The sequence below is a fragment of the Pseudomonas lurida genome (genome assembly GCF_002563895.1).
GTDB classification, from domain to species: Bacteria; Pseudomonadota; Gammaproteobacteria; order Pseudomonadales; family Pseudomonadaceae; genus Aquipseudomonas; species Aquipseudomonas lurida.
Map to the genome: position 1 here is coordinate 1,810,026 of NZ_PDJB01000001.1, position 25,153 is coordinate 1,835,178.

The 25,153-nt window shown below is 51.0% G+C and carries 26 protein-coding genes; 13 read left to right on the forward strand and 13 right to left on the reverse strand.

Going from position 1 to position 25,153, the window contains the following annotated elements; genetic code table 11:
• Window positions 1–37: 37 nt before the first annotated feature.
• Window positions 38–505, reverse strand: a complete 468-nt coding sequence (locus tag ATH90_RS08265; protein ID WP_098466036.1) for a helix-turn-helix domain-containing protein — start codon at window positions 503–505, stop codon at window positions 38–40.
• Window positions 506–809: 304 nt separating this feature from the next.
• On the opposite strand from ATH90_RS08265, the gene ATH90_RS08270 reads away from it, so the two are divergent.
• The 3 genes from ATH90_RS08270 to ATH90_RS08280 all read left to right on the forward strand — a co-directional run bounded on the left by ATH90_RS08270 (window position 810) and on the right by ATH90_RS08280 (window position 2,439).
• Entirely contained in the window at window positions 810–1,364 is a 555-nt protein-coding gene (locus ATH90_RS08270; protein WP_215729431.1) for a hypothetical protein, read from the forward strand.
• 122 nt (window positions 1,365–1,486) lie between these two features.
• Window positions 1,487–1,888, forward strand: a complete 402-nt coding sequence (locus tag ATH90_RS08275) for a hypothetical protein (protein ID WP_098466038.1) — start codon at window positions 1,487–1,489, stop codon at window positions 1,886–1,888.
• An 86-nt stretch (window positions 1,889–1,974) separates the two neighbouring features.
• A complete protein-coding gene (locus ATH90_RS08280; RefSeq protein WP_098466039.1) occupies window positions 1,975–2,439 on the forward strand; it encodes a 3'-5' exonuclease family protein in 465 nt (154 codons plus the stop codon).
• Between the two features lie 130 nt (window positions 2,440–2,569).
• Here the strand turns inward: ATH90_RS08280 and ATH90_RS08285 are convergent, their stop codons facing one another.
• Window positions 2,570–3,523, reverse strand: coding sequence for an aromatic alcohol reductase (locus ATH90_RS08285; protein ID WP_098466040.1), 954 nt, complete (start codon window positions 3,521–3,523; stop codon window positions 2,570–2,572).
• Window positions 3,524–3,619: 96 nt separating this feature from the next.
• On the opposite strand from ATH90_RS08285, the gene ATH90_RS08290 reads away from it, so the two are divergent.
• On the forward strand, window positions 3,620–4,063 hold the full coding sequence (locus ATH90_RS08290; protein WP_098466041.1) for a winged helix-turn-helix transcriptional regulator: 444 nt from the start codon (window positions 3,620–3,622) through the stop codon (window positions 4,061–4,063).
• Between the two features lie 235 nt (window positions 4,064–4,298).
• On the opposite strand, the gene ATH90_RS08295 is transcribed toward ATH90_RS08290, so the two are convergent.
• The 4 genes from ATH90_RS08295 to ATH90_RS08310 form a co-directional block, all read right to left on the reverse strand.
• The gene (locus ATH90_RS08295) at window positions 4,299–4,784 is read right to left on the reverse strand and encodes a hypothetical protein (RefSeq protein WP_098466042.1); all 486 of its coding nucleotides are present in this window, start codon (window positions 4,782–4,784) and stop codon (window positions 4,299–4,301) included.
• A gap of 192 nt (window positions 4,785–4,976) precedes the next feature.
• Window positions 4,977–7,151, reverse strand: a complete 2,175-nt coding sequence (locus ATH90_RS08300; protein WP_098466043.1) for a DEAD/DEAH box helicase — start codon at window positions 7,149–7,151, stop codon at window positions 4,977–4,979.
• Entirely contained in the window at window positions 7,144–8,808 is a 1,665-nt protein-coding gene (locus ATH90_RS08305) for a dsDNA nuclease domain-containing protein (RefSeq protein WP_098466044.1), read from the reverse strand. Before ATH90_RS08305 ends, ATH90_RS08300 begins: the two co-directional genes overlap by 8 nt.
• Window positions 8,809–9,064: 256 nt before the next feature.
• A complete protein-coding gene (locus ATH90_RS08310; RefSeq protein WP_141537470.1) occupies window positions 9,065–9,631 on the reverse strand; it encodes a hypothetical protein in 567 nt (188 codons plus the stop codon).
• A 518-nt stretch (window positions 9,632–10,149) separates the two neighbouring features.
• Between ATH90_RS08310 and ATH90_RS08315 the strand changes: the two genes are divergently transcribed.
• The 4 genes from ATH90_RS08315 to ATH90_RS08330 all read left to right on the forward strand — a co-directional run bounded on the left by ATH90_RS08315 (window position 10,150) and on the right by ATH90_RS08330 (window position 13,950).
• On the forward strand, window positions 10,150–11,316 hold the full coding sequence (locus ATH90_RS08315; protein WP_098467656.1) for a restriction endonuclease: 1,167 nt from the start codon (window positions 10,150–10,152) through the stop codon (window positions 11,314–11,316).
• A gap of 30 nt (window positions 11,317–11,346) precedes the next feature.
• Complete coding sequence (locus ATH90_RS08320; RefSeq protein ID WP_098466046.1) at window positions 11,347–11,850, forward strand: TIR domain-containing protein; 504 nt, start codon at window positions 11,347–11,349, stop codon at window positions 11,848–11,850.
• Window positions 11,851–11,911: 61 nt separating this feature from the next.
• On the forward strand, window positions 11,912–13,375 hold the full coding sequence (locus ATH90_RS08325; RefSeq protein WP_098466047.1) for an SIR2 family protein: 1,464 nt from the start codon (window positions 11,912–11,914) through the stop codon (window positions 13,373–13,375).
• 23 nt (window positions 13,376–13,398) lie between these two features.
• The gene (locus ATH90_RS08330) at window positions 13,399–13,950 is read left to right on the forward strand and encodes a toll/interleukin-1 receptor domain-containing protein (protein ID WP_098466048.1); all 552 of its coding nucleotides are present in this window, start codon (window positions 13,399–13,401) and stop codon (window positions 13,948–13,950) included.
• 583 nt (window positions 13,951–14,533) lie between these two features.
• Here the strand turns inward: ATH90_RS08330 and ATH90_RS29870 are convergent.
• The 3 genes from ATH90_RS29870 to ATH90_RS08345 all read right to left on the reverse strand — a co-directional run bounded on the left by ATH90_RS29870 (window position 14,534) and on the right by ATH90_RS08345 (window position 16,537).
• Window positions 14,534–14,866, reverse strand: coding sequence for a type II toxin-antitoxin system RnlB family antitoxin (locus ATH90_RS29870; RefSeq protein ID WP_098466049.1), 333 nt, complete (start codon window positions 14,864–14,866; stop codon window positions 14,534–14,536).
• Window positions 14,867–14,881: 15 nt separating this feature from the next.
• Entirely contained in the window at window positions 14,882–15,955 is a 1,074-nt protein-coding gene (locus tag ATH90_RS08340) for a type II toxin-antitoxin system RnlA family toxin (protein ID WP_170041107.1), read from the reverse strand.
• A gap of 333 nt (window positions 15,956–16,288) precedes the next feature.
• Complete coding sequence (locus ATH90_RS08345) at window positions 16,289–16,537, reverse strand: hypothetical protein (protein ID WP_098466051.1); 249 nt, start codon at window positions 16,535–16,537, stop codon at window positions 16,289–16,291.
• Between the two features lie 403 nt (window positions 16,538–16,940).
• Here ATH90_RS08345 and ATH90_RS08350 point away from each other — a divergent pair, with 403 nt between their 5' ends.
• The 5 genes from ATH90_RS08350 (at window position 16,941) to ATH90_RS29010 (ending at window position 21,392) form a co-directional block, all read left to right on the forward strand.
• A complete protein-coding gene (locus ATH90_RS08350) occupies window positions 16,941–19,199 on the forward strand; it encodes an nSTAND3 domain-containing NTPase (RefSeq protein WP_098466052.1) in 2,259 nt (752 codons plus the stop codon).
• A 36-nt stretch (window positions 19,200–19,235) separates the two neighbouring features.
• On the forward strand, window positions 19,236–19,739 hold the full coding sequence (locus ATH90_RS08355; RefSeq protein ID WP_098466053.1) for a 3'-5' exonuclease family protein: 504 nt from the start codon (window positions 19,236–19,238) through the stop codon (window positions 19,737–19,739).
• The gene (locus ATH90_RS08360) at window positions 19,732–20,133 is read left to right on the forward strand and encodes a hypothetical protein (protein ID WP_095181555.1); all 402 of its coding nucleotides are present in this window, start codon (window positions 19,732–19,734) and stop codon (window positions 20,131–20,133) included. Before ATH90_RS08355 ends, ATH90_RS08360 begins: the two co-directional genes overlap by 8 nt.
• Window positions 20,134–20,210: 77 nt before the next feature.
• Window positions 20,211–20,579 carry a histone-like nucleoid-structuring protein, MvaT/MvaU family gene (locus ATH90_RS08365; RefSeq protein WP_098466054.1) on the forward strand — a complete coding sequence of 123 codons (369 nt, stop codon included), beginning with the start codon at window positions 20,211–20,213 and terminating at the stop codon, window positions 20,577–20,579.
• Between the two features lie 285 nt (window positions 20,580–20,864).
• Entirely contained in the window at window positions 20,865–21,392 is a 528-nt protein-coding gene (locus tag ATH90_RS29010; protein ID WP_141537471.1) for a hypothetical protein, read from the forward strand.
• A gap of 813 nt (window positions 21,393–22,205) precedes the next feature.
• Here ATH90_RS29010 and ATH90_RS08385 read toward each other — a convergent pair.
• The 4 genes from ATH90_RS08385 to ATH90_RS08400 form a co-directional block, all read right to left on the reverse strand.
• On the reverse strand, window positions 22,206–22,808 hold the full coding sequence (locus ATH90_RS08385; protein WP_098466057.1) for a DUF262 domain-containing protein: 603 nt from the start codon (window positions 22,806–22,808) through the stop codon (window positions 22,206–22,208).
• Window positions 22,805–23,116 carry a hypothetical protein gene (locus ATH90_RS08390; RefSeq protein ID WP_098466058.1) on the reverse strand — a complete coding sequence of 104 codons (312 nt, stop codon included), beginning with the start codon at window positions 23,114–23,116 and terminating at the stop codon, window positions 22,805–22,807. The genes ATH90_RS08385 and ATH90_RS08390 overlap by 4 nt, the downstream gene beginning before the upstream one ends.
• Before the next feature lie 489 nt (window positions 23,117–23,605).
• Entirely contained in the window at window positions 23,606–24,760 is a 1,155-nt protein-coding gene (locus ATH90_RS08395) for a relaxase/mobilization nuclease domain-containing protein (RefSeq protein ID WP_098466059.1), read from the reverse strand.
• On the reverse strand, window positions 24,757–25,050 hold the full coding sequence (locus tag ATH90_RS08400) for a plasmid mobilization protein (protein ID WP_098466060.1): 294 nt from the start codon (window positions 25,048–25,050) through the stop codon (window positions 24,757–24,759). The genes ATH90_RS08395 and ATH90_RS08400 overlap by 4 nt, the downstream gene beginning before the upstream one ends.
• Between the last annotated feature and the right edge of the window lie 103 nt (window positions 25,051–25,153).

The following is a 25,153-nucleotide window of genomic DNA, read 5'->3' on the forward strand; positions in this document are numbered from 1 at the left end:
TTTGCTTAGATTGCAGGATTGCTGATGTTCTGCAGGCTTATGTATTCCAATATTTTTGGACTGTGCTTCTGGCAATGCCGAGCTTTTCAGCGATTGTTTTCCTGTCGAAACCTTGCGCTCTCAAGGCTCGAATGTATTCCGCATTAAGCGGTTGCTTAGGCTTTCCCTGGGAGCGCTTGATGAGCTTTCCATCACTGAATTGCTCCTCTACTAACTGCCACCCTCCCGACATCTCAAACTCCCTGATTCGCAACGCAGTACGTTGCAAAGCCTCGGATGGAAGTTCGTCACCCTGCGCAGCAATGGCGAGAGTGACCATAGTCAAAAGGTCGAGGCCTAAGTAGTCAGCGATCTCGTCCAGTTTCTCCAGCGTCGGCGTCGTCCTGGCCTGTTCAAGCTTCCCTACATTCGTTCTATGCGTTGCTCCCGCCAGATCCTCGTAACTCAACCCTTGGTGTGCACGGGCTCCGCGTAATGCCCCCGCCAGCGCTTCCTTCAGATTCATGAGTCGGATCCCCAAAAGCGAGGATAGAGCCACGGCAAGCGTGTTTCGATAAACAGACTATAGTGATATTATCGTGACATATGGTTTGCCAAGCAGTCGTTTGATCATAACGGCGGGATGTTTGGATTGGTGATGGATTGGTCATGAGAGCAGCACCTAAGACACGGTCAAGGGCGTCTCGATGGGAGACGCGCTCATCAAGTCCTCCGTTTATGGCCTGCGTAAGCCCGCCTGCATTCGTCACTGAGCGACGTCTTGGCAAAAACCAGATCCACTTTTTAAGCGAAGTCAGGGATAGTGAGTGATGAAGTTCGATTGCGTGAAAGTTTCAGGAAAAGTTGACTACGTTCGATCTGTTGATCGAATGAACGGCGGACATAAAGCTAAAGTCAGCATTGACGGTGCAGTTATCCCAAATTTGCAAGTGTCGAATAAGCTTTACGAAGAGTTAGAAGCCGGCGAGAGTGTAACTTTGTATGGGCTTTTTAAAAGAAGTAATGACAAGGAAAAAAACACAGGCATCTTGTACGGCCTAGCGAAGCAGAACGGCGAGAAATCATTTGCTACCCAGTATAGATATCAAGTCCCGCTTTTTCTGATGGTCACTGCGGTCATCGCATTTTGCTTAACTTTCGTCGCCGGCTGGATAGCTTCGATATTTCCAGTGCTTTTCTTATTTGGAGAAAATTCAGATTATATGTATACCACTACGGTATTTGCAGTAATTGAGTCGAGCTTGGTTGCCGCCTTTTTCCTGTGGAGGGCATGGGTGATGTTTAACGCTACGTCTGATCCTGAAGCTTGGGAAACTACCGAAGCTGCAGTGCTATCGAGTCGCTTCAGTAAGCTCCATAAGTAATAATCCTGTACGTAGGGCACGGTTACACCTGCCCCGGCTCCGGTCTCGCTGCGCCAGCCTTCCGCCGCAGGCGGCACGCCATAGCTACTGCCCGATATCAAATCAACAAGGATGCGGCTGAAATGACCCACGATGAACTCCGTCAGCTTGAGGGCGCTAGGCGAAGGACTCTGTGGGCACTTGCCAGCCTCCGTCCTGGTGATCCCAAAGCATCCTACCTCCTTGGCATCCTCGATGATCTTGACGACCAAGAGCGAAACGACACCCCCTGTAGCGATAAGCCACGCGAACTCATTGAGGTTCGTAACTCTGTCTCGATGATGCGTCATAACTCCGGAATCGACATCATCTTGGAGCGGACTATTCCGCAGCCCTGGCGAGAACGCTTTCTGCAAGCGAGCATCGGATCAACCAGGATTCCTGAGGGGCCCTACGCCGCAGACTGGGATAAATTTCTGACTGAATGGGAGCGTGAGATGCAGCATCTGAAAAATCACCGAGCTGCACAGGCTGCTAACAGTTAGAACTGCTGGTTCGAGCGATGGCGGCGCAAACACATAAGCAGTCGGTGTAGCCGCTGAAGATCGCAGCCTCAAACAGGAGCAGCAAGGTGGAACGGCCTTCTTTTTTTATTGATTTTGAAGCTTCTGGAATAGCTCCTGACAGCTATCCGATTGAAGTTGCCGTCGTGTCGAGTGAGGCCACCTTCAGCTCGCTTATCAAGCCCGTCCGGTACTGGACGCACTGGTCGTTTGACGCGCAAGACATGCACGGTCTCACTCAAGATCAGTTACATCAAGAAGGTGAGACCCCAGTCGCTATGGCGACAAATATGAACAGGCTGTTTTCAGGGCAAGTGCTTTGCAGTGATTCACCTCAGGACGGTTTTTGGCTCGATGTGCTCTACGAGGCAGCAGATCTGATACCTACCTTCGAGTTGAAGCCTTTGGAGGTTTTTGTGGGCCGGGAGGCTGCCAGTGAAATCTACCGGCGACTGGCGACAGCCAGGCACCACCGAGCTCTAAATGACGCAACTGCTCTGATGAACGCCTGCCGTGCTTTTTTCGAAGCTTGAACTACTTTGCGGGACGGTTATCTGAAACCGTCCGGCCAAGTTATCTATTCGTAGATCCAGAGGTGACACACGTGCTCGATATTCTCGAGCGAGACATCCTGCCCGCCCGTGGACGGCTTTAGCTCATTAATCAATCGGCTGGTGAGCCTGATGCCAGATTTGCCTGCGCCCACTCCTGAGCGGTCGTGACTAGAATCGCCTGCTGCGCGTTGAAGGTACCCGCTTTAGGCCAGGCCACGCCGCTGCCCTGGGCGAATACAGCGCGGTACTTCTTGATGTGATGCGTTGGGTCTTTCTCCAACTCTTGGAGCAAGTACGGAACAGTCCACACGTTACGTTTGAATGGACGGCCCAGTACGCGTTCGAGAAGGCTTGCAACCTCTTCATACGTCACTGTGTCTCCTGAGAGATAAACGATTTCATTGCTAAAGCGCGGTTCGAAAAAAACGATTTCCGCTGTCAATGCACCGATGTCGTCTGGAGTCGTGAGTGTCACGCTGGTCTCGAGGCTACCAAGCGCGTTTACTGTATCGTTTTCGAAATCAACCACCTCGAATACTGGCTCGAACAGAAAGCTCGTGAACATACCAGTCGAGATGATTACCCATTCAGTTTTATCCTGGGCACGAAGCAATTCGCGAACATCAAGCTGAGCATCGAACAGATCCTGAGGACTGCCCCGACCGATTACTTCGAAGTCGACACCAAACTGCCAAGGGAAGTAGCGCTTCACACCGGACTTGAGCGCAGCGGTAGCCAGCTTCATCGGAGTTTCCCGGCCTGCGACCATGCCCGCACAGCCTATTACGGTATCGAAGCGTGCGAATACCTCAGCCAGTTGATCGATAGAGTCGTTCACAAGGTCTGCGGCCACCATCTGGATGCCTAGGCCACGAAGCCCATCGATTTCGGCCTTTTTCTCAGGCACTTCAGTGTTGATGGTCGAGTCCCTGAGAAGGACGCTGATTGTGGAACCGGGCGCGCGCGCTGCCACGCTCGCGAGATTGCGCAAGACCGGGAGCCCAAGCTCACCGGCGCCTAGAACCAGAATGGATTGCGGGGAAAATTGGGTCACTTCGGTCATGATTTCTCCTGAGACCTGTTGCCTGTAAGATGAACCAATGCTTGCACGATTAGGCAACGCTCGTAAGAAGGCACACCTGTGATACCAGACAATGAAATGACCGATCAGGAGGCTCTTAGTCAGGCAGAGACAATCTGCCGAACGTTGAGAGAAGATGATGATGGTGTCAGGCGGGAAGTGCTTGCTCACGCAGGCAGCCGCTGGTCGTTGGGCATCCTGCACGCCTTGGGGGTGTACGGCACCATGCGTCATGCCGAAATAAAAAGGCAGATGACTGGTGTAACTCAGCGGATGTTGACCAAGACGCTACGCTCCATGGAGCGAGATGGCCTAGTGGTTCGCCGCGAGTTCGGTGAGGTTCCGCCACGTGTCGAGTATGAGCTGACTCCGCTCGGTATGGGGCTGTTGGTTCGTATGTCCCCTATCTGGACTTGGGTAGTCGAGAACGTCGAGGATTTCCGCAAGGCCCGGCAGATTTTCGACAGCCAGGTTGATAAAAAACCTGAATGGCAAATACCCACGTCGATTCCATTAGATTGAGAACCGCCTCGATAATCATTGCTCACACCGCTCGAATGGGCCTGTGACCATTGGCAAAGTCGTTGCTGTTCAAGCTTTCTCGCCACCTGCGCTCGCAGGCTCGCCAACCGTCCCTGAGATATTCACACAGATTCAGCCCATCGAAGCGCGCCGACTGGATAAGACCCATGATCACGGTCGGCCCGGTAGCTGCCACGCAGGGAGCCGGCGACAGCCAATTGGATTGTTCAAGCGCCTAGCTGAAGGTTTGCGTACACAGCCACGATTCCACTTTTTGCCATCGGCCAACCTCGGAAAGCTTTGACCTTCCTGTATCTAGAATCTCAAGCAGTCGCTCTCTCTCCGCACGAGAGGGAAACCAATCATCGATCTCGACGTTGCAGTGGATAGACTCACTCAATGCCCATCTAACGATCATGTCCGCAGCGGCTCGGTAGTGATCGGCCATGAACAGACGTCGGCCCTCCACAGACCATCCACGCTTTGCTAGCTCATCGGTCACGTCGATGATGCCAAGGTCACCAAAGTAGGCTGCGGTGTCAGGATAATGGATGCCTGCCAATGACACTTTGGTCTCGCCGGATTCCCGATCAAAATAGGAAAGGAAATGCCACCCACCCGTGGTGCTTCCTGGATGGGGGAAATTGATGGCGGCTTTGCCTGTTATGTAGTGCTGGTGCGAGACGCGTTTGAGGTCAAAGTCGAAGAGCGGCCTGTTCATGCGTTTCGACCCACTTGTTTATGTAAGCATCTTATAGATCTCAGTATTGACGGAATGGCGCTACCGCCTTTCCGAGCTCCGAGGATGTAGAGGCAGGCTGGAAGCCTGACGATACCTACTAAGGGCCGAAGCCTGCGGGTGAGCTGATCAAAGACAAAGTTGCTGGCGGCGCCCTTCGTCTAATTAGTTCATTCACCGCTTTACTCGACCTAGCGCTCTATCGATGAAATGCCGCTCAAGCAAGGTTAGGCTTTGGAGTCGATCCAGGTTTTCACGCAAGATTCGAGAAGCATCGTCTACGCTTGCCTCTTCTGCAAATGGAAATCGTGTTCCGAGCTTATGAAGCAATTGGACAGGGATTCCCATCTCTTCAAGCCCGGCCCATGCCGGATGCAAATGATAGTTTTCGAAAACACTGCGCAGATGCCCATAGGATACCCGGTAGTCTTTACCCCTCTCCTCTAGCTTGAGGTTGACGATGTCCTCAAGTAGAGCTAGTGCTTTAGGTATGGCATAACCAAATATCCGACTCGCAAAGTTTAGGGCATGATTTATTTGCTCGGATAATTCTTCGCTATCGACACTGGATGGTATGCGAGATATTTGTTGGGTTAGGTAGCTTTCGTGGCTGGTCGCCATTAGGTAGGCAGAGACTCTGGCATTGATAACGCTGATGTTATTGATCAGCCCTAGTTTTTTAAATGAGCCAGAGCAAACACGATCAACGAAACGAGACAGGAAATTTGCGAATCCTGCTTTGGGGACGCCTGAGAATAAGCAACTGTGGAATTCACTTTCATCGGACATGTCTACGAAGCTGAATGCTGCTTCAATAATTTCCAGTTTGAATGAGGCATGTTTCCTCAGAAAATCCTTCCCAGCCCTGCTGGCTGACGTCCCGGCATCGAACCTGGATTGGGAGAAATCTGTCAAATGTTCCGGCTGAATGCCTGCGAGGAAATTTAAGGGCAGCTCTTCTGTTTGTTTTCCTAGAGGTATCACTACCTCAAAACAGTCGCTTTGTTTTGGTAGTTCTTCCATGCAAAAAACCTTACCGACGAAATGCTCACCCATCCGTCCTGCTCGGCCTTTTATATTCCCATGCGTGAACCGATCAATGCTGAAGTTACCGGCTCGATTATCGTAAATAAATACGTTCTTAGCGACAGTGTTTACGCCTTCAATGATAGTTGAAGTGCAGATCAGAAATGGGAGTTCGCCACGGTTAAACTTATCGATAGTGTATTGCTGCATAGCTCTGGGTAGTCCACCGTAGTGAAGGCCTATCCCATTTCGAAAAGCGCGCGTGTACTCCCACTTGGGATGGTAGTGTTGATCTAACCAGCTGAGGTAGTCATCTTCGATGGCTTTCATAAAGCCGGATTTTAGTAGAAATTTAGCAACCTGTACCGCGCGGCCTGGAGATTTGCAGTAAATGATGGTAGGCCCATGGATCTGCTCGAGTGTTGTCGCTAATGCCTCATTCTTCTCATTCACGCTATCAGGTTTAATGTTGAAGAATTTGACGTCCACAGCTACCGTGTTGTAGTCGGTAGGGATAAACGTGTAATGCAGGTTGGACGACGGCAGTCCGCTTACACCGTTGATAAATGGCCCTGTCATGAAAAACTGCTTGGAACAGCGAAGTAGTTTGCTCAGTGCCGAATTTAGAGCTGGTACTCTTTCATCTTCATCGTCTATCTCGCCGTCCTTCTTGCGTTTGAAGGCGAGCTTGTAAAATTCATCAAGTACGAATAGGTCGATGTCGATCAGATCGTCCCGGTCATTAACACGCTCTTGTGTCAACACATATAGAATGTGCTCCTGTCGAGAACGCTGTGTGCCATGGTGAATTATTTGAAATGTTTGTCCAAAACGCTCTTCAAGTCGACGTCGTGTTTCGTCGACCAAGGCGACAGTGGGGAGGACAATTACGAGTTTATTAAATTTCCCAGACGCGATCAGCGAGTCAACGATAGCGCTCTTACCCATGCTAGTCGGTGCACTCAGGATCACGTTTCGATATTCAAGAAGCAACTCGTAGATTTTGAATTGCATGGAGTGAAAGACGATATCTGTTGATATAGGCGTCTGATATGCCTCTAAGACAAACTCCTCCGCAAGCGACAGATCTTGAAACTGTGTTTTCAAATATGGATATAGCCCAGATTTCCGAACTAGGTGGCGTAGTAATGCATGAACTCCCGAAAATTGGCTTCGAGAGTCCAAGGCTCGAATGACAAGCTCTCGCCCGGAGCTCCTGTACTTCGGATTAGATAGGAGCTGCTCAGCGGTTTTGAGGTAGGCAAAGGCCGAGAAGTTTGGATGTTGCAGGCTTTGGAGCGCGGATTCGTAGTTTTCAAGCACAAGCCTTCTCCAGCGCCTTCTTTACTTCGGATAACAATCTATCTATGTTCGGTACAGGGTAAAGGTGAAGATCGATCACTACCTCTCCGAACCCGCTGGTTTTTAAGTCTGACGAAAAATTATCGAATAGTTTCTTAGTTTCTGTATAAAGTTCTGGCTCATAACCCGGTGTCTCGGGCTCGGTCAGCAAAATGGAGTTGTAACCAAGAAAAATTATAAAACGATACCTGTTTAGGTGGATATCGAAAGTTTGACTGGTTTCGAGGAGCTCATCAATATCGTGCTGGAGCAAGTAGGAGTCTTGTTTGATTTCAAGAATTTTGGAACGAGCCGAATCGATATTTTCGATGATGTCTGTGTATAGAATCGTTCGAAGATTGTTCAAACATTCGGCTAGGTCGGAACCGTTGTAAAGGTGGCTAAACCCTACCCAAAGCTCATCACCTCCTGAGGCTCTTGGGACGATATGAACATTCTCGAGGACTTTTACCTCGAAGGGTTTCTCAATATATAGAGAGGCAGGTATTGGCTGGCTCGTATGTTGGCTTCGGATACAAGAGTGAAGTAATACTTTTCCAAGAAAATCCCCAAGCTCGCTCATGGATGCTTCCAATCGAGATAACAAGATCCGGTATCGATCACTTGTTGATATGCCTGTGATGTCCGCTATTTCCTCTGGCATCAGTAGGATTTCATCAATCCATTTAATTACACTTTCTGAGATGTAGCTATATCTGTAGTTTCTAATGCTGTAATGCTGGTGCATTACTTTTCCGCATCTTGTGATGCTTCCGCAGCTGGGCGCATGCGTGTGGAGGTGCACGAGAATGGGTTGGAGTTTTTTGTTTGCGTATATTTTTGTACTCGTATATGCGGATTTCTCGTGTATCAAAATCTCAGATTTAAACCAGTCGATGAGATTGTTTCGATAGTAGGTCTTATCGTCTTCGCAGTAGACTTTTCTGGAAAGCGCACTTTTCTTGGTTAGTGTGTAAACGATGTCTCGCCAAATTGCCTCGGCAGCGACATCGGAACTCAGGCTTACGCCAACGACCTCTAGAGCCGCGTTGCGGATATTTTTAATACCCATAAGTTCGATTTCGTGTACCGACGCATATACCTGCCACCAAGTCGAATCTACCCAATGCCCGATATCGTTTTTGGATGCGGCAACAAAGTTAGCAGTTCGCTGGTTGAGGTCGTCGACTAGCTCTTGTCGTCCTGGCCTGCCAATTCGCGAGGTCGGCAATACTCGGAGGTACTCCAAGAGGCCCGTCGGGCGCTCTGCTGAAACGATCCGAAATCTGCATTTGCCAATTGGGATGTTCGCTTGCTTCATCGATTTATGCACCATCGATGAATCAGGTATGCGTTTTTTCCGTGGCTTGCCCCCGGACTTGCTCTTCGCCGAGGAGACAGCAGTGCTTGTTGAATTATCTGTGATTGTGGTCGGTGTCCACTTCTTCTCGGCAGCAGCCTTGACTTGGATGAACTCTGTGAAACCTGCCCAGACGATATCTACATCATCAACGGTCTCGACACGCACGGCACGCATTTCCCTGTCCATGAGCATCTCAGTTGCAAGCCAGGCAGCGACACAGTCCTGATATAGGAAGCCGTATTTTGCTGCTACGCCCCCCGAGTCGGTTATTTCCATTGCGCTCGTATTCCATGGCACTTTGCTATGCCCAGCGTATGGGATTGTACTCTGCCAGTCTATGGGCGGAATGGAGGCTTTCGTAGCCAATAGGGACACGGCGCTAATCCGGATGGAAGGTAGCTGATCCCAGCTCGAGGAAGTAGCCTCGTTCAGGCACCTCAAAAGCAACAAGCTTCATTCCACGCTGTTTAGAAACGCTACCGAATACACCCCGTTGGTTTCGCCTCCTGGCCGCAGTCGCACGGGCGTATCCCTAGCTCGGCTCATCCTCACAGGTTGTACCTTCATCAGCAGGCCGCCATCTTGGGAACATCCAGTTCGCAATGAACCAGTCTTGCTGGAGGCTACCATCTTTGGCAAATATGTCTTTTCCTTCAGCTAGCCTAAAACTGAATGTCTGCAATTCCTCGCGATTCCCCGAAAAAACGGTGACCTTCAGAGCAGCTTCAGAGCCGTAGAGCTCGCCAAATTTTCGATTTACCTCATCGACAAAAAAGTTCTCGGTGATGGTGGATGGGTCTTCAGGTGTGGGGACGTGTACGTCTTGAAGGGTTTCCTCAGTCAGCCAAGTAGACAAGCCCTGTAGGTGAATGCTCTTTGAGACCCGAACCCAAACACTTGCACCTGGTTCAACCTTGATAGGCGTGTTGGCGTTCGGGTTTTCGGACAATACGCACATTCCCGCTGCACCGGCTAGGCCGAGCGTTGCCGTATTGCTTTTGGTGACTTCAATTTGAGCCGACGTCAGGTAGACGGGATCCTTTCCATAGTTCCTCAGCTGCAGCTGAACAAATACGTCATCTTGGTTTTCAGGCATCACGGCGTTAATTCTGAAAGGCTTTAGCCTTGCTCGGACAACGGCTAGTGGGGCTTTGTCCTGTCCTCGCAACTGACTCACGAACGATATGAGGGAAGACCCGTCACTCAAAAAGCCAACGAAGGCGAAGAGGGCACCGACCGACAGCATATTTCGAATTGCGGGGCGGCTCCGGATTGATGACAAGGCTGAGACAAGCTTTTCTAACAAAATAAACTCCACCCTTTCAGGATTTTCATTGCTGCACGGGATCTTTAAAATCGTTCATGCGTATACCTGTCGGCATGTAACGAGGAAATATTAATTGCATAGATTCCGATTTGAACAGAAGGCGCAATGATTACGACGGGGAGCTTGCTGAGGAGCGCTGGTAGCCTTGCCAGCGTGCCCTCTGTCGATGAGCGCTTAGCGACTATCCAACAGCGGGACGCAAGCGCGTGGACGTGCTGACGGCACTCAGATAATGTCTCAAGCATGAAGACGCGCAGGTCGCGTGACGCCTCATGAAAGGGATAGACGCGATGATTTATCAATGCAATGGATGCAATAGGACTACCTTCGAGATCGCATGCCCCTGGTGCATGGGCTCTCAAGTTTCACCATCATCAGAGCTTACGTTGCGACACCTTACGCCACTGGATCCTTCTTTTTATCCCGACTTTCAATACAGATCCAAAGGCTTGATCCAAGACTTCTTCGGGAAGAAAAAGGAGCAAGCCCAGCTCAACGAGCTCCTGAATAACGTTTTGAGAAAGTACGCAGAGCTAAAGCAGCCATACTTCACGAACTTCATCCACACCACTCGCGAAAGCGCAGGTAGTAGCGATGACGCGGGCGTGCCTGGGCCACGATTGGATGGTGTGTACAGCGAGAGGGAATTGTTCAGGGAAGTCTTGATTCGCAAAGGCTTTGACGAGCTTGAAGGTCTTCCATCCCTCTTGGACAAACTGTTGCAGACCACAGCCTTCAACTCTGCATATCTGGGTTTCTCCAGAGAACTGACCCGCCACATTCGAAATGACCTTGCCGACACCTTACGTTCTTGGATTGAAGAAGCAGGGACGACTTTCAGGTCTGACTTGGCTCTGTTCTATTACTACCTTTGGGAAAATGACCTGGCTTTCCCCAATGTTCAATTCAATCCCCAGGCGGCTTCGACGTCTGGTGTACCGCTCCTCCCGATACAGGTTTTCCGGAATGGCCTGAGCCTCTGCGAGGAGATTTATTTCGATATTCTCGTCGAGCGGCTGGGATCTCAGCTGGAACATTTCAATCCGAATCAGTTCATCACCATGTATCTGGTTGACGCTATGGACGGATTTCAGTTTGAGACCTTCCTGGTTGAGATCTTCCAGACCATTGGCTATGACGTCAAAGAGACCAAGAAGACGGCTGATCAAGGCGCCGACCTTTTCGTTACCCGGTTCGGTAAAAACATGGTCATCCAGGCTAAGAACTACTCTGGCTCTGTAGGAAACGCGGCTGTGCAGCAAGCCATCTCTGCTAAAGCGTTCTACGGGTGCGACGAGGCTATGGTAGTCACGAACTCCTATTACACAAAGTCTGCAAAAGAATTGGCCGGCACGGCGGGCGTGCGGCTGATCGACCGGGATGGGCTTCAGAGTTATCTGGATGATTACAACCAGAAGCTCATTGAGGCCTTCCAGGCCGAGGAAGAAAGCGCCTAACCTTTTCCATAAGCCTAGAAGGAATTATCCATGGCTCGAAATGTGTTCTTCAGTTTCCACTTCGCTAACGACTTCTGGCGTACTCAGCAGGTACGCAATATCGGCGCTTTGGAAGGGCAAAAGCTCTACACCGCCAATGAATGGGAGGAGGTCAAAAAAAAGGGTGACGCGGCGATTAGGAAATGGATCGACGATAGCCTGGTCGGAAAATCATGTGTAGTTGTCCTCGTGGGCTCAGAAACCGCTACCCGGCCTTGGGTATTGGAGGAGGTCATTAAGGGGTGGAACGCAGGAAAAGGCGTTGTCGCCATTCGGATCAACCGTCTTTTAGACAACCATCAGAATACGTCCGTCGCTGGCTCTAACCCCTTCGATGCCGTCACGCTAAAAAATGGCACGGTGAGGCTATCCGGCTATGCGAAGCTGATGACTCCAGCGGGGAACGATAGCAAACAGGTTTATGCTTCCATCCAGGCCAATATCGAAAGCTGGATCGAGGACGCCATCACTATTCGTAAAAATTACAAACCTTAAAACCTCACTACTCGTCCGTATGGGTGGTTTAGCCTGCCAATTGCACATATAAGAGCCCGATATGACCAAAGTGGCCATGAATCGTTTTCTCACCGAGTATCCTGACGCTTTGAATGATGGGCTCGGAGCTGTATTTATAGGCGCTGGTGTCTCCATGGCTGCAGGCTACCCTTCGTGGTCGGGCCTACTGAGTGACATCGCCGATGAGCTGGAAATCAATTCAAGAAATGTACACGACCTCGCCGCTCTGGCTCAGTGGAGCATCCAGGAGAGCGGTGGTGCCACTCGTGTTCGCAATGTCATCAGAAAAGAGATTGGCCCAGACAAGCCTATTCCTGAAACTCTGGATATCCTCGCCCGACTGCCTGTCAGGCATATTTGGACGACTAACTATGACCGGCTCGTGGAGCGTGCATTTGCGGCCATTAGCCGCCCGCTCAACTCTATTTCCGCCCCAAAAGATCTTGCTCTAAGAACCACCCCTGGCGCGGCATTGCTCTACAAAATGCACGGTTCGGTGGATCGTCTCGACGATATTGTGATATCCACAGATGACTACGAGCTTTTCCGATCCCGGCGTGGCCAATACCTCCCTCTATTCCAAGCACATCTGACCAGCATGTCGATGCTGTTCATCGGCATCAGTTTCACTGACCCAAATGTTAGACATGTGCTTTCGCTGATCAGAGAAAGTTTCACTGAGTCGCCCCCAGAACACTTTGCCATCGTCAGAGCGCCGAAAAGATCAGATTTCAAAACTAAGGATGAGTTCTCAGCCAGGCTCGCTCAGCATAATCTTTGGACTAAAGACCTGAAGCGCTATGGTCTCCTTGCAGTAGAGATTGATAACTATGACGAGGTGCCCGCTCTCCTTCGGCAGATCGAAAGGCGAGTAGCCGCGCGCAGAATTTGGGTAAGCGGTAGCTGGCCACTTGAACACGGAGGCACGGAGCCTGCGAATATTTATGCCTTGGCCGAAGAAGTTGGCCGCAAGGTAGGTGAGACCAATAGATATCTGGTCACGGGTGCTGGCTTATTGGTCGGCTCCGCTTCTCTGTCTGGCTTTCTTGCTGCTCTGCGCAACGGTGGAGGTTGGGATTTAGATCGCCGACTGATCGCTAGACCGTTTCCTCAGCCACTTAAGGGAGGAGTTCCCAAGGATAAGGAGTGGGCTGCCCTTCGTCAGGAGTTAGCCCGCCAGGCGGGTATTGCGATTTTCATTGGTGGTGCAAAGTTAGTTGAAGGCCTCCCCACACCTGCAGAGGGAGTTGAACGAGAGTTCGAGTTTGCAAAGGCCGCTGGCGTTTTCGTTCTGCCTATTGGTGCTGCAGGCGGGGCTGCCGAAAAAATATGTAACCAGCTTCAAGGTTCAGCACTTTCCTACAAGGGGAGCTCACCGATGCGACCTACCGATAAGGAGCTAAAAGCTCTGGCAGATACTAATGCTTTAGCTACCGCAGAAGGCCGGACATCCTTGGTGAATTTAGTATTTCAGATCATTGATAGGGTCGCCCGTGTTGGTTGATATCATTATTTCAGGAAAGAAGTATGGCTCGTAATGTCACAACGGCGGAGCTAAGAAATATCTCCGCTAACAGCTCTCAAGCTACTCGCGATCACGTATTCAAATCTTTAGCAGCCACGGCATCGATGAGTACGTTTCTATCGCACTCCAGTAAAGATAAGGAAGTTCTACCTGGCGCGATTCAGGTACTTCAGAATCATGGGGCTTCTGTGTACATCGATGAAATCGACCCCGAAATGCCACCTTACACAGCCGAGGAAACAGCAGCTTTACTCAAACAACGTATTGCGCAGACGAAAAGATTCGTGCTCCTTACTACTAAAAACAGCAAGGAGAGCAGGTGGGTGCCTTGGGAGTTAGGCATCGCTGATGGAGCGAAGGGGCTCTCAAAAATTGCAATATTTCCAGCCTCGGATTCTGCATACGATGATAGCTGGGTCAGCTGGGAGTACCTGGGTCTGTATCAAAGAGTCGTGTGGGGCTTATTGCAAGGACATCCGCAAGAGCTTTGGATGGTGCTCGATACGAAAGCAAATACGGCTGTCCCGTTGAAAGACTGGCTAGCGGGGTACTGACCGAACCTCGTTGGCATGGTGTGCCCAAGTAGATTGTGCCTAGATGAGTGCTGGCGAGAAACGCGCAGAAGATCAAAATCAAATAGCCGCACGTTGCGCACTAGCGACCTCAGACATTGGAGCCCCTAGAGTCGTCCGAAGCCACAAAGCCTCACAACGCGAGGCTGAGCGGAAAAAAGCACAACTACGCACACATCCATTAGGTGAGCGTCGGACGGAAGAAGCGTGGCGGACGGCGTCGGTGCAGCCGCTCATCGAAGAGAATACATCCCAAGCCGCTGAGTAATGCGAGACCCCCACCTATACCCAATGCGACCAGCCCCAGACCGAAGGTCGCAGGCACCTGCCATCCAAATGTTGAATTCAACCATTGAGGCATCAGCCCAAAAACTCCAACCCTCGCTCAAGACTGCACAAACTCATAATCCAAAACTTTAGGTCAATTGCGTCAGTCCCGGTAGAGATTGACTGGATGACATTGTTGTATTAGTTGGCGCCAACAATTCATTCAAAATTAATATCTTGCGAGCTTATGAAATTGTCGCTTCTGGTCAAGGCTTGGAGATGAATTGCAATAACCTGCTTAACTCAATACGGAATCAAGCAAGTATTCTGGGTGTTTGTCAAAGAAACGGCTCTGGGTTTCTATAAAGTCGGCAGGAATAGCGCACTTCGAAATAATATGGAGTGTATTTTTCTCGAACTCGGTACCGTTGTAATTCATGGAGGCGAATCGATTCCACTCTTCGCCGTTTGAGCAGAGTAGATCGAACAAAACAATTTCTTTGCTAGAGTGACACGTGTTACGCATCTCACTAGCAATTATAGGAAGACTAGCAAGGGGGTTCTCATAACTGGTAGCGGTGACTACCGTCATGGTTCCTGTCCTAGTTTCTAGTCTTCGTATGTCAAACATTTGCTGTACCAATATTTAGCTATACAGATTCTTAATGTGGACGTAAGCCTCATCACACAATGCCACGGCGTGAGTGATGTTGCTAATCACCCGGCTCGCGGAAGCCATTTCTTCCATGTGGAACAAGCCGTGGCGTTGCTTGTTGAAAAACGTATAAGCATTGCCAAAATCTCCCGTCAGTTTAGCATCATCCACGTGACCATGGTATTCCTGCTTAAGATTGAACTGGTTACCGGTCTTGGCGAAGAAACCGCCAAAGCTATCTTCCTGATGTGAAAGGTTTTTCTCGGAAAGTCTCTGTTTGATTGCACCTTCAAGGCTGCGGAGCTCTGGGTAGACCAGCATGCAGTAGTCCGGCAGCGTTGGGCTCGCCAGCCTCACGCAGAGGCTTGCGAGCAGGAGCTTGCGGGTGGTTATTGGCAGACTGGCGAAGCAGGTACCAAAGCTAGCCTTAAGCACACTCTCCGCGACCTCGGCGCAGACGAACTCGGAGCGATTTTCGTCCTTTTTGAACAGGATGCTCTCGAGGGCGTTGATCTCCAGGATCTCGGTGAGCAAATAGCTCAACTGCTGATAGCAACTGAGTGGACGGCCTTGGATCTGCAACTTGTTGGTGGTCTCATACTGGGTGACGGTCAGCTCGTCGGAGTGCTTCTTGGACTTGAGCTTCCAAATATGCCGCCGGTCAAGGCCTGTATACGAGTCGATCCCAATGTCCGCTTCGGCTGATTCGGTGAGTTCTTTGATCAGTGCCTCGGCATCAGACAGATCGATGCCTTTGATAGCAAGGTTGATCGTCACGAATTCATCAGGGTGGATCGTTTCGTAAAGAGCGTCCGCTAGCTTCTGGCCGAGCTCTTGGTTCTTCCCCACCTTGTATTGCAGGGTGGACGCACCTTTGTTCGTGAAGAAGATGTCAAGCGTTGCGTCTTCAATCCCTGTACTTCCAACGACTACACGAAGGCCGGAAGTCCCAGGTTTATCGCCATACGCCCTGAGCTTCAGTCCATTTTCTCCGAGGAAGCGGTGAGTCGTTTCCTCAATGATGCACCGTTTCAGGTTGATGTTTTTGTAGTCGCGTTCGGTCACGTCACAGTCCTTTGCAGGGTTCGGTAGAGCAGGGAGACCGGAAATATGGCACGACGAGAACCAGGCGTCCAATAGGCAGCCAGCCTGATGCGAGCGCATCACTGTCGTAGATCAACAGGATGGGGGAAGCACAGAACGTTCAGCATTTCGTCCACTGGGGCGTTGCGGTGTAAGGCTTTTTTAAGACTTCGGCATTAAACTCGTTATGGTGCGGCTCACAAAAATTGATGACAATCTCGCACTCCTTCGAAAGCGCTGTCTCCGAAATGGTGGAGTGCGGTTCACCGACAAACTTACCTTATTCTGTCGATGCTTCGCGGGATGAGCGAGCATTTAACGAACGTTGGAATTTTTGTAGTGAGCGATAATGTTGTTGAGATGATAATCAGATTTTATTTTCAGCAGTTGGTCTTCGATGTTGGTGTCAATTATTTTATTGATAATTGGGTGTGTGTTAAAGTTCTGGCGAATGAAAATTAGATAACTCGAATCCAGCTCTTCAAGAATCTTGACCAAGGTCGGAAGATTGTGAAGTTCTGGTGCCTCTCCGAGAAGGCAGCTCTTGAAGTTGTGAGTTTGCATGTCGGCCTCTAAGTTAATAAATAAAGTTGGCCGAATTAGTAGCGTCTTGAGGCAACAGTCAGCGTCACTTGTCGCTACTGTTCGGCTGAATTGTTGAAGCGGTTTTCAGCGGTTTCATTAATTGCTTAGGCCTGAGTAATTTGGTAAGCCTAGAGCTCGGTATAGCCTATTTTTTTCACCTTGACAAATTCCATTGTGCTCCAGGCTGGCATCGCCGACGTTGGCAGCGCTTTCTTCATGGCGGATCAGCCTGATATGTCTCATTGACCAAATACCCTCCAGTTTTGTCCCGCCTGTACGTGACGCAATGCGGCTTCTGCTAACACAGCCCCGGCATTTTCACAGTTCCGCTATGATGGCTTTCTGTCCGACCTCTAGATTTTGCTGCAAGGATCGAATGCTCATGACGCCCCCAAAATACGACCTTCATCTCTTAGGTTGGCATGGTTTTCAGCAACTTTGCATGGCAGTAGCCTCAACAGTTTTGGGCCAAACAGTCGAGACGTTCCTTGAAGGAAATGACGGAGGCCGCGATGGTGGGTTCAAGGGAACGTGGTCTCCTCAGCCTAACGAGTTGTATGCAGGCGAATTCGTCATCCAGTGCAAGTTCACATCTCGCCGTGATCACAATCTCACTCTATCTGATGTGACTGGTGAGCTTGAAAAGGTGCGCAGACTCGTCGCCAAGGGAAAGTGTGATGTCTATGTCCTGATGACAAACGCAGGCTGGACAGGGGATAGCAATCTCAAAATACGGTTGGCGTTTGAGCATGCTGGGGCCGAGCACGTGCTTTTGCTGGGCTCTACCTGGATCTGCGAGAAGATCCAGCTGAACAGTGATCTGCGCATGAACGTGCCCCGACTCTATGGTCTTGGCGACCTTAGCCAGATCTTGGATGGGAGACGTTACAAGCAGACGAAGGCGTTGCTGACGGAGCTTCCCGACCTTTCAAAGCTAGTGGTGACGGGCACCTATCGCAAAGCGCTTCAAGCCCTTCAGCAGCATGGCTTTGTTCTTTTGGTTGGAGAACCCGCAGCAGGTAAGACAACGATTGCATCACTCATGGCCATGTGTGCGATGGATAAATGGGGGAGCCTAGTATTGAAGCTGGAGAGGCCTGAGCAGATAAGAGATCACTGGAATACTGAAGAAGCATCGCAGTTCGTATGGGTTGATGACGCCTTCGGGGCCATGCAGTACGAAGCAGACTTGGTGATGGAGTGGAACCGGATTCTTCCCGCTCTCACGACCATGATCCGAGGTGGGCATCGGATAGTTCTGACCAGCCGTGACTACATTTACAACAGCGCACGACGTGATCTCAAGAAAACAGCATTTCCTCTAATGGAAGAGAGCCAAGTTGTCATCGACGTGAAAGAGCTGACCTCCCAGGAAAGGTCAGAAATCCTCTACAACCATGTGAAGCTTGGAAACCAACCACAGCGGGTTCGGACGGTCTTGAAGGAGTTTCTTCCTGCAGTGGCAGCTCACAGTAGGTTCGCTCCCGAGACTGCTCGGCGCTTGGGGAGCGTTGAATTCACCAAAGCGCTAAAGATTGACCAGAAAAATATTGACGAATTTGTCGCGAAGCAGGAGCGATGGCTCGTCGAGACGATGCAGGGAATGGATGACGAGAGCCAGGCCGCACTTGCTCTTCTCTACATGAAACATGGAGCAATCGAAAGCCCGGTGAGTCTGTCTAGTGGCGAGATGCAGACAATTGAGAGGCTGGGCGGTAGCCAGCCCGGGTGTATCCGAGCCCTAGAGAGCCTCCGGGGTAGTTTTCTTCAGATGGCAGATACGGCTGATGGGCGTTTCTGGCGATATAAGCACCCGACGATTGGGGATGCGTTTGCGTTGATACTCGCCCAGAGTCCTGAGCATCTGCAGATCTTTGTGGATGGAACACCGATTGAGCGGTTGATGGAACTGGTGACATGCGGCAACGCAGGGGTTCAAAACGCTACGATTTTGCCTTCAAGCATGTTCGCAGAAATCGCGAACCGGTGCTGTGGATACGTTGAATGCGAGGGCGACATGGAGCGGACGAGGCGGGGAAGGCTGTATTCTTTTCTGCAGCGCAGGACAAATGACGTGTTCTTGGACATCTACTTGAAAACTGATGGAAAGCTGCTTTCCAGCTTGGTTCGTGACTTCGCGATAAACTTGTTCACGAGGTCGTCTGATCTAGCTCTCCGTCTGCTACGGCAAGGGCTTTTAGCTGAGTCAGCGAGAGAAGCGATTTCCACCAAGATTCGGGACTTTGTCTTTGATCATGATGAGCTCGGGCACATCTACGATAACGAGATGCATGAGTTCTTCACTAGCCAGGAGCGTGAAGACTTCTACAGCGATGTACAGAAACATGTGCTGCCTGACCTGGACAGGGTTCGCAAGTCCCTGCAGGAATCGTATTGCTACGAAAACGATCCTGATAACCACTTTTCTGATTTTATTGATGAGCTTGAGGGTATTTACGCTGCCTTTCCGGAATGGCCCGGTATCGAGGATGTGGTCGATACCCAACGGCGTCGAGTTGACGATTGGGTGAGTGAGGTCTCGCAAGAGCGGTATGAGGAACCAGCAGTCGGACGGAGCGATCTGATTCGGCCCTCTGCAACGGGGGGAGGACGTAACATCTTTGACGATGTAGATCTCTAAACTAGGTGAAAAAGGGTAAGGGCTACGGAGGAGAGGATGAAGCTATTTTTGGACTGTGAGTTCACTCGGCTCAACCGAGATACGAAGTTGATTTCGCTGGCACTCGTGTCCGAAGCCGGGCACGAATACTACGTCGAGCTCACAGACACGTACGTCACTCAGGACTGCAGCGACTTCGTGATTCAAAATGTCCTGCCACAGCTTAATCTGCCTGAACATGGGCAACCCTTGGTCGAAGCTCAAACCTCACTGCTCGCTTTCTTGAGCAACCTTGAAGGCCCGCTCGAGATTTGCTCGGACGCGCCGGATTGGGACTGGGATCTCTTCTGCCAATTGGCCTACGTAAATCACCGTTGGCCAGCTAACGTTGCCAATCGTCCAACCAACCTGATCCTGCTATTCAGGCATCTCGAAGCGGAGGATATCGGCGACGTGACGCTCCCGGAACTTCCACATCACGCGCTGCTGGATGCTCGTCTCTTAGCCGAACTTTATCGTCGACTGACTGCCGGTTCCAATCGAGGCACTGAACATGGCTGATGATCTTCGTACGCGTGAGTCTGTTAGGCGCAAAGCCCTCTGGACACTTTCGCACCTGGTGCCGGGCGACCCACAAGCTGCCACTATTTTGAATGTGCTTGACGACATTGAAGACCAAGAGCGCGTCGACTTAAACCAGAGTCATCCACATCTCGATATTGATGCTGTCCGCAAAGCAGTCCTGATTGAGCGCCACAGTTCCGGTATCAACATCGTTGACGAGGCCAGTATTCCGCAGCCGTGGCGTGAGCGTTTTCTACAAGCGAGCATCGGCTCGACCCGCCTGATCGATGGCCCATACGCCCATGATTGGGAAAAATTTCTGGCTCAATGGCAGGCTGAGATGAAGCACTTGGATGCTCACATGTCTGCAAGGCGAGCGCGTCAGCGTTAGGCGTCGGAGGGCACCTTCGATTGTCTACTTTGGATAGTGCTGACTATACTGGCAACACTAAATATCTGAGGTGTTACATGTCCCGTCTCGCTGAATTCCGCGCTCTTGAACAACAGCTTGCTGCCCAATTGGCAGAGCTTGAAACGCTGAAAAACGATGATGGTCTGAAGCGTGAGATTGAATTCGAAACGAAACTTCGTGATCTGCTGGGTGAGTATGGTTACAGCTTGCGCAACATTGTCGCGATTCTCGATCCGCATTCTTCAAACCGCCGTTCTCCAACAGCGGCTGAAACCAAGGGCACCCGTAAAGCTCGCGCTGTGAAGGTTTACAAAAATCCTCACTCGGGCGAAGTTGTCGAGACGAAGGGCGGCAACCACAAGGTTCTGAAGGAGTGGAAAGCTGAATACGGTTCCGACACCGTCGAGAGCTGGCTGGCTCAGTAAATTCGGTTGAGTACAAATAGAGGGCCCTGCGGGGCCCTTCTTTATGAGTGATAGGTACTGTCGTTCAGGAGCGCTTGAGCTGGTTAGCAACGGCAGCAATATTCGTCACGCCAATGCGGATGGCCTGGCGATAAAGTTAGTCATCTACTAATTTTCGTGCGTGGTACGGGGTGTTATGCCCGTATCTAGACGTCTGGATAGACACCGTCATGCCGTCTATTCTCTAGGAAGCAAGGAGGCGGACTAAATGCAGTCTGCGGCCAATTAGAGCGAAAGGAGCAACCAGTGAAGGTTCCATCAAGTAGAAATCCATCCATCTCCACTTCGAAAAATCCGTTCATAGCAACCTCGCTGAACCCTACGGTGGCTACGTCGCTGAATCCAAACGTAGCGACGAGCAAAAACCCGTTCGTGGCCACCAGCCTGAATCCTCATGTTGCTACTAGCAACAACCCGCTGATCGCTACGAGTCTTAATTACAAGGTTGCCTCAAGCCTCAATCCAAGGGTGTCGTCACGTCTTAATCCTAAGGTCAGCAGCTCGTTGAACCCGAACGTATCGTCCAACATTGAAGGGTTGTATCTATGGAATCTCGACCTTGTGCAGGATGGGTTCACCGCCCGAGCAAACGACCGTGTTGTGCTGATGTACGACGTCAATGCCGAGTTCAATGGGGTGCTGATCTCGGCAAAGGCGAACCATTGGAATCAGTTTGACCTCGATAACCAGTGGGTTGGGTATTGGGTGCATGCTAGGGAAAACACGTGGCTGCGTTACACGTTGCGCAATCAGTGGTACGGCTTTACCACCTGAATACCGATTCACAAGTCAGTGGGGGAGGAGGGAAGCATCTAGCGTCGCTTCCTCATCCATGACAAAGCTAAGATTTACCCGTTGATTTATGCGCTCGCATGCAAGCGGAGCGCACGGGCACGGACACGAGGATGAAACCGCGTAGCGCCGAAACTTTAACCCGGTTCACGACAGCCGCTCCCGAAGGGTACGCAACGACCACAATGTACGTGGAGAGTCCGATGGGCATAACAGACGATGACGACACAGTGTACTGCAACGTTCAAATGCCCCTGGCTCAGGGCACACTGAATTGGGGGCTATGGCGTCAGTGAATAGACCTCCATTGAGCACCATTTTTAAATTTCTGAACCCGTGCGAATGGGCTGTGGCTGCAAGCAGGTTGCCTGCTCACTACCGTTATTTTTGAACCAGGTCTTTGTATAACTCTCGCGCCGCAAGAATCTGATCCCTGAGCTCTTCAGGATCAATCCTCATGCCACCACGAGGCGTGACCTGAAGCGTCTTTAAGCGGTTCGCAGCCTTGATGAATTCCCGTTCCTCTGCCTGAACCCAGGCGGGCCGCTTGTCTTTCCAAAATAGCCAACCCATTTGCCCGGCCTCATCTTTGATCGGATGCTCAGCAGTATGTGGGAGTGATAGCTAATGTCCAAGCAAGAAGGTGAGTCGGATCGCTCTGCAAGCGGAGCGCGCAGACCATGATGGTCGAAGAGCGTAAGGATGGAAGCCCGAAGGGCCGAGACCCAGCGTAGCGGGGCTCGGTTTACGACAGCCGCTCCCGAGGGGATACGCCCGAGCGCCTTGATTAAAAGGTTACCGAACAGCTCGTTGATCAAATGACCGAGGCACTACGCCCAGCGCGCAAAGATCGTATGTCCTGCGCAATGCCACCTCGTCACCAGACGGCACCCTGACATGGGTAAAGATCGTCGACAGAAAGCGTTTCCTTTCGCTGTTGCCGAGCTCAGACCAGATCCGTGGCTGCCCTTGTGCATCAGGAATCGCGAGACGGTCGAGGAAATACTCTTCCAGGCTGTGCAGACGTTGTTGGCCATCAATCAAAATTTCACTGTTTTCGGCCAATGCCCTGCTACCGCTCCCTGATTCGTACCAGTCATTCGTGAGGTAGCTCCCCAGATCCCCGCCTGACCATACTGCGGAGATAAAGCGAGACTTCTGTCCGATGTTCCATTCCAGCCCGCGCGACCAGGTTGGCACGGGCATGCCCATAACGAATCGCGCTGCCCATGGACAATGCTCATGAGTGGAGGAGGGATCTACTAGATACTTTTCCCAGTGGCCCACTAAGACCTCGATGGGACAATGACTGACGGTCGTGGGCAGAAGACGCTGCGGCATATGGATGTGTAGGTCTGATGTTCCGCCGTCGGCGTAACGTTTAAAAAGCGAGGTCATAGTTTTCCTGGGCAGCTCAGGTTGGTCGAAGTATTCGGGTAAGTACGAGTGCATCGCCATGCATCCACCGTTGCAATGATCAGCAGATCCCGATCTGTGGAAATATCGATCTGCCCGCTATCGGCCAAAGCATGTGCATAGCCCTCGGAATAGGCTGCCGCCTTGTTGAATTCGGATGTGCAGGCTGAGGATTCGAGGTAGCCGATCAGCCGCTCCCATGTCCGCCGTTGGCGGTTGCCGATAATCGTGTAGGGGAACGATAAGGCGCTGTTCAGGCGCTGTGCGAAGTCATGTGTAGAGAAGGTCAAAGCCGTCGCTCAAAAAGGGTACTTACTCATCACAAACGGTTGGTTTCGGAAAACCTTGAGCCTGAAGCGATTTTTTTTTAAGAGATACAGATTTGCCCAAGCACGGCAGCTGGGACTGATGCGTTGGAGGACTGTCACATCAGGCAAGCGGAGCACGCAGGCACGAAGATGGAAGCCCGGAGGGGCAAGATAGCCATTGAAAATGGTTGGCTTGATTCACGACAGCTGGCCCGAAGGGCGTGCCAAATGCCGTTCTGCATGAATAAGCTCTCTGACTGAATTTGCATGCTGTCAGCATTACTCAAATACCCTGTTCCAGGCCCGTTTATACAGCTCGTTGCAGGCATCTGGTGAGCCACCGAATACACCTCCAGCTACCCTTTAAGCGCCAATATCTTCTACTGAGCCAAAGCCATAGAGTCCAAGATAGAAGGCGCAGTAAAGGAAGGCTGACTCAGCCCTACTGCGTACTAACTGACTAACGAGATCTTATAGCGCTGGAGCCAGTTCCTCTTCTAGCTCCAGCGGCTGGCCTGGTATGTACTCTATGTAACTGCGTATCAACCTGCACTCCCTTGGCTTAAATAGCTCATCAAAAATAGCATCCAGCAGCTCCAGAATCTCCTGAATCATTTTCTGGACGTCATAGTCTTTTGCCGTGAATCTGACGTAGACAGGCTTTCTTCTGCTCCCGTTAACTGCGATGAATTCATAGTAGTAGATTCTAGCTCTTTCTTGTTCCTCGCTATCTCGGCGAGCAATTTCAACCTGAAGTTGATGAACGGTTTCTGGGTCATAGTGAATTCCCTCTTGTGTGGTTAGTTTGTGCCACGTCAGTCTGGAGCGCTTTAGTTGTCTGCCGCTTATATGATTGCCGTCAAACTCAAACGAAATGCCCTTGGGCTCGCCTTTGCCGTTGAGCGTCAGGTTGATGTAGACCTTTTGCTTCCTGAGCAGCCGGGTGAACGTGAACATATCGCCATCGACGGCGTTGGTGGCTTCGATAGCGCCTGCGATCTTGGCGATCATTTTGTGCTTGAGCGGTAGGTCACCGTCCCGGATCGATGCTTGTAGCTCTGCGTGGGTAATGGAAACGCCCCAGGTGTCCTTCGGCTTCGGTGCTTTTGACAGGCTGAAGCGGGCTTCTATGGCCGACACTGAGTCCAGGCTGATGCTTCGCTCGTTGCTGTCTTTGACCATGGAGAACTCGTCATTGAGGCGAATCCTGTTGGCGACGATGTGGACGTGTTGGTGGTCTTTGTCCTGATGCATCACAGCGACGTATTGGTTGGTTTCGTCGAAGCCCAGGTCTGTCATGTATTTCTCGACAGCTGAGCGCCACTGAGGGGTTGTCAGGGACTCGCCGGGGCGCAGGCTTATCATCGCGTGGAAGACCGGCTTGATGGGCTTGTCGGAGTCGATAGCGAAGCGCCTGAGCGTCTCGACTTGGTCGAACTCTCTAATCATCTCTGCGAGATCGTCTTCGTTACCCTGGAGAACACATGGCAGGGGATCGCGGCTCATTGTGTTGAAGCTGATGGTTCGGATGCCACTGATCTCGTGGTCGTGCTTCGTGCAGCCGAAAATGTACCTGATGCGGTTCTTGAAAGACCCTGCGGACTTGGGAAATATCTTGCCGATCATTTCACACCCCCAAGATTCACTTGAGCGATGTACTTCACTTTCTCAAGCAGTTCGGAGCCTGGACGGTCGGCGTTGATCATTGATGCCAGATTCATGAGCTCACGGGCGATCTGAACAACGTCCTGGCCGACTTTAGGCTTCACTTGTCCGTTAGCAACGAAATCGCGAATGAACGCTCCAGCGGACTTGTATCCTGCCTCAACGACTTTAGCATTCATGGCATCGAGCTCCGTTTTGTTTAGTCGCAGGGTGATGCGGGATTCTTTGTTTTGTCTCTCAATAGTTTTCATCTTGGCTCACCTTTATCGTTTTTATATGAGCTTTGCTCTAACGCAACACCCGTAGGGATGTGAGTATCTAGCCCTACTTGTCTGACATAGACACAACTGGCTA

Coding starts and splice junctions, on each gene's coding strand:
- ATH90_RS08265 (WP_098466036.1), bottom strand. CDS start 505: ATGAATCTGAAGGAAGCGCTGGCGGGGGCATTACGCGGAGCCCGTGCA.
- ATH90_RS08270 (WP_215729431.1), top strand. CDS start 810: ATGAAGTTCGATTGCGTGAAAGTTTCAGGAAAAGTTGACTACGTTCGA.
- ATH90_RS08275 (WP_098466038.1), top strand. CDS start 1,487: ATGACCCACGATGAACTCCGTCAGCTTGAGGGCGCTAGGCGAAGGACT.
- ATH90_RS08285 (WP_098466040.1), bottom strand. CDS start 3,523: ATGACCGAAGTGACCCAATTTTCCCCGCAATCCATTCTGGTTCTAGGC.
- ATH90_RS08290 (WP_098466041.1), top strand. CDS start 3,620: ATGACCGATCAGGAGGCTCTTAGTCAGGCAGAGACAATCTGCCGAACG.
- ATH90_RS08295 (WP_098466042.1), bottom strand. CDS start 4,784: ATGAACAGGCCGCTCTTCGACTTTGACCTCAAACGCGTCTCGCACCAG.
- ATH90_RS08305 (WP_098466044.1), bottom strand. CDS start 8,808: ATGGAAATAACCGACTCGGGGGGCGTAGCAGCAAAATACGGCTTCCTA.
- ATH90_RS08315 (WP_098467656.1), top strand. CDS start 10,150: ATGATTTATCAATGCAATGGATGCAATAGGACTACCTTCGAGATCGCA.
- ATH90_RS08320 (WP_098466046.1), top strand. CDS start 11,347: ATGGCTCGAAATGTGTTCTTCAGTTTCCACTTCGCTAACGACTTCTGG.
- ATH90_RS08325 (WP_098466047.1), top strand. CDS start 11,912: ATGACCAAAGTGGCCATGAATCGTTTTCTCACCGAGTATCCTGACGCT.
- ATH90_RS08330 (WP_098466048.1), top strand. CDS start 13,399: ATGGCTCGTAATGTCACAACGGCGGAGCTAAGAAATATCTCCGCTAAC.
- ATH90_RS29870 (WP_098466049.1), bottom strand. CDS start 14,866: ATGTTTGACATACGAAGACTAGAAACTAGGACAGGAACCATGACGGTA.
- ATH90_RS08345 (WP_098466051.1), bottom strand. CDS start 16,537: ATGCAAACTCACAACTTCAAGAGCTGCCTTCTCGGAGAGGCACCAGAA.
- ATH90_RS08350 (WP_098466052.1), top strand. CDS start 16,941: ATGACGCCCCCAAAATACGACCTTCATCTCTTAGGTTGGCATGGTTTT.
- ATH90_RS08355 (WP_098466053.1), top strand. CDS start 19,236: ATGAAGCTATTTTTGGACTGTGAGTTCACTCGGCTCAACCGAGATACG.
- ATH90_RS08360 (WP_095181555.1), top strand. CDS start 19,732: ATGGCTGATGATCTTCGTACGCGTGAGTCTGTTAGGCGCAAAGCCCTC.
- ATH90_RS08365 (WP_098466054.1), top strand. CDS start 20,211: ATGTCCCGTCTCGCTGAATTCCGCGCTCTTGAACAACAGCTTGCTGCC.
- ATH90_RS08385 (WP_098466057.1), bottom strand. CDS start 22,808: ATGACCTCGCTTTTTAAACGTTACGCCGACGGCGGAACATCAGACCTA.
- ATH90_RS08395 (WP_098466059.1), bottom strand. CDS start 24,760: ATGATCGGCAAGATATTTCCCAAGTCCGCAGGGTCTTTCAAGAACCGC.
- ATH90_RS08400 (WP_098466060.1), bottom strand. CDS start 25,050: ATGAAAACTATTGAGAGACAAAACAAAGAATCCCGCATCACCCTGCGA.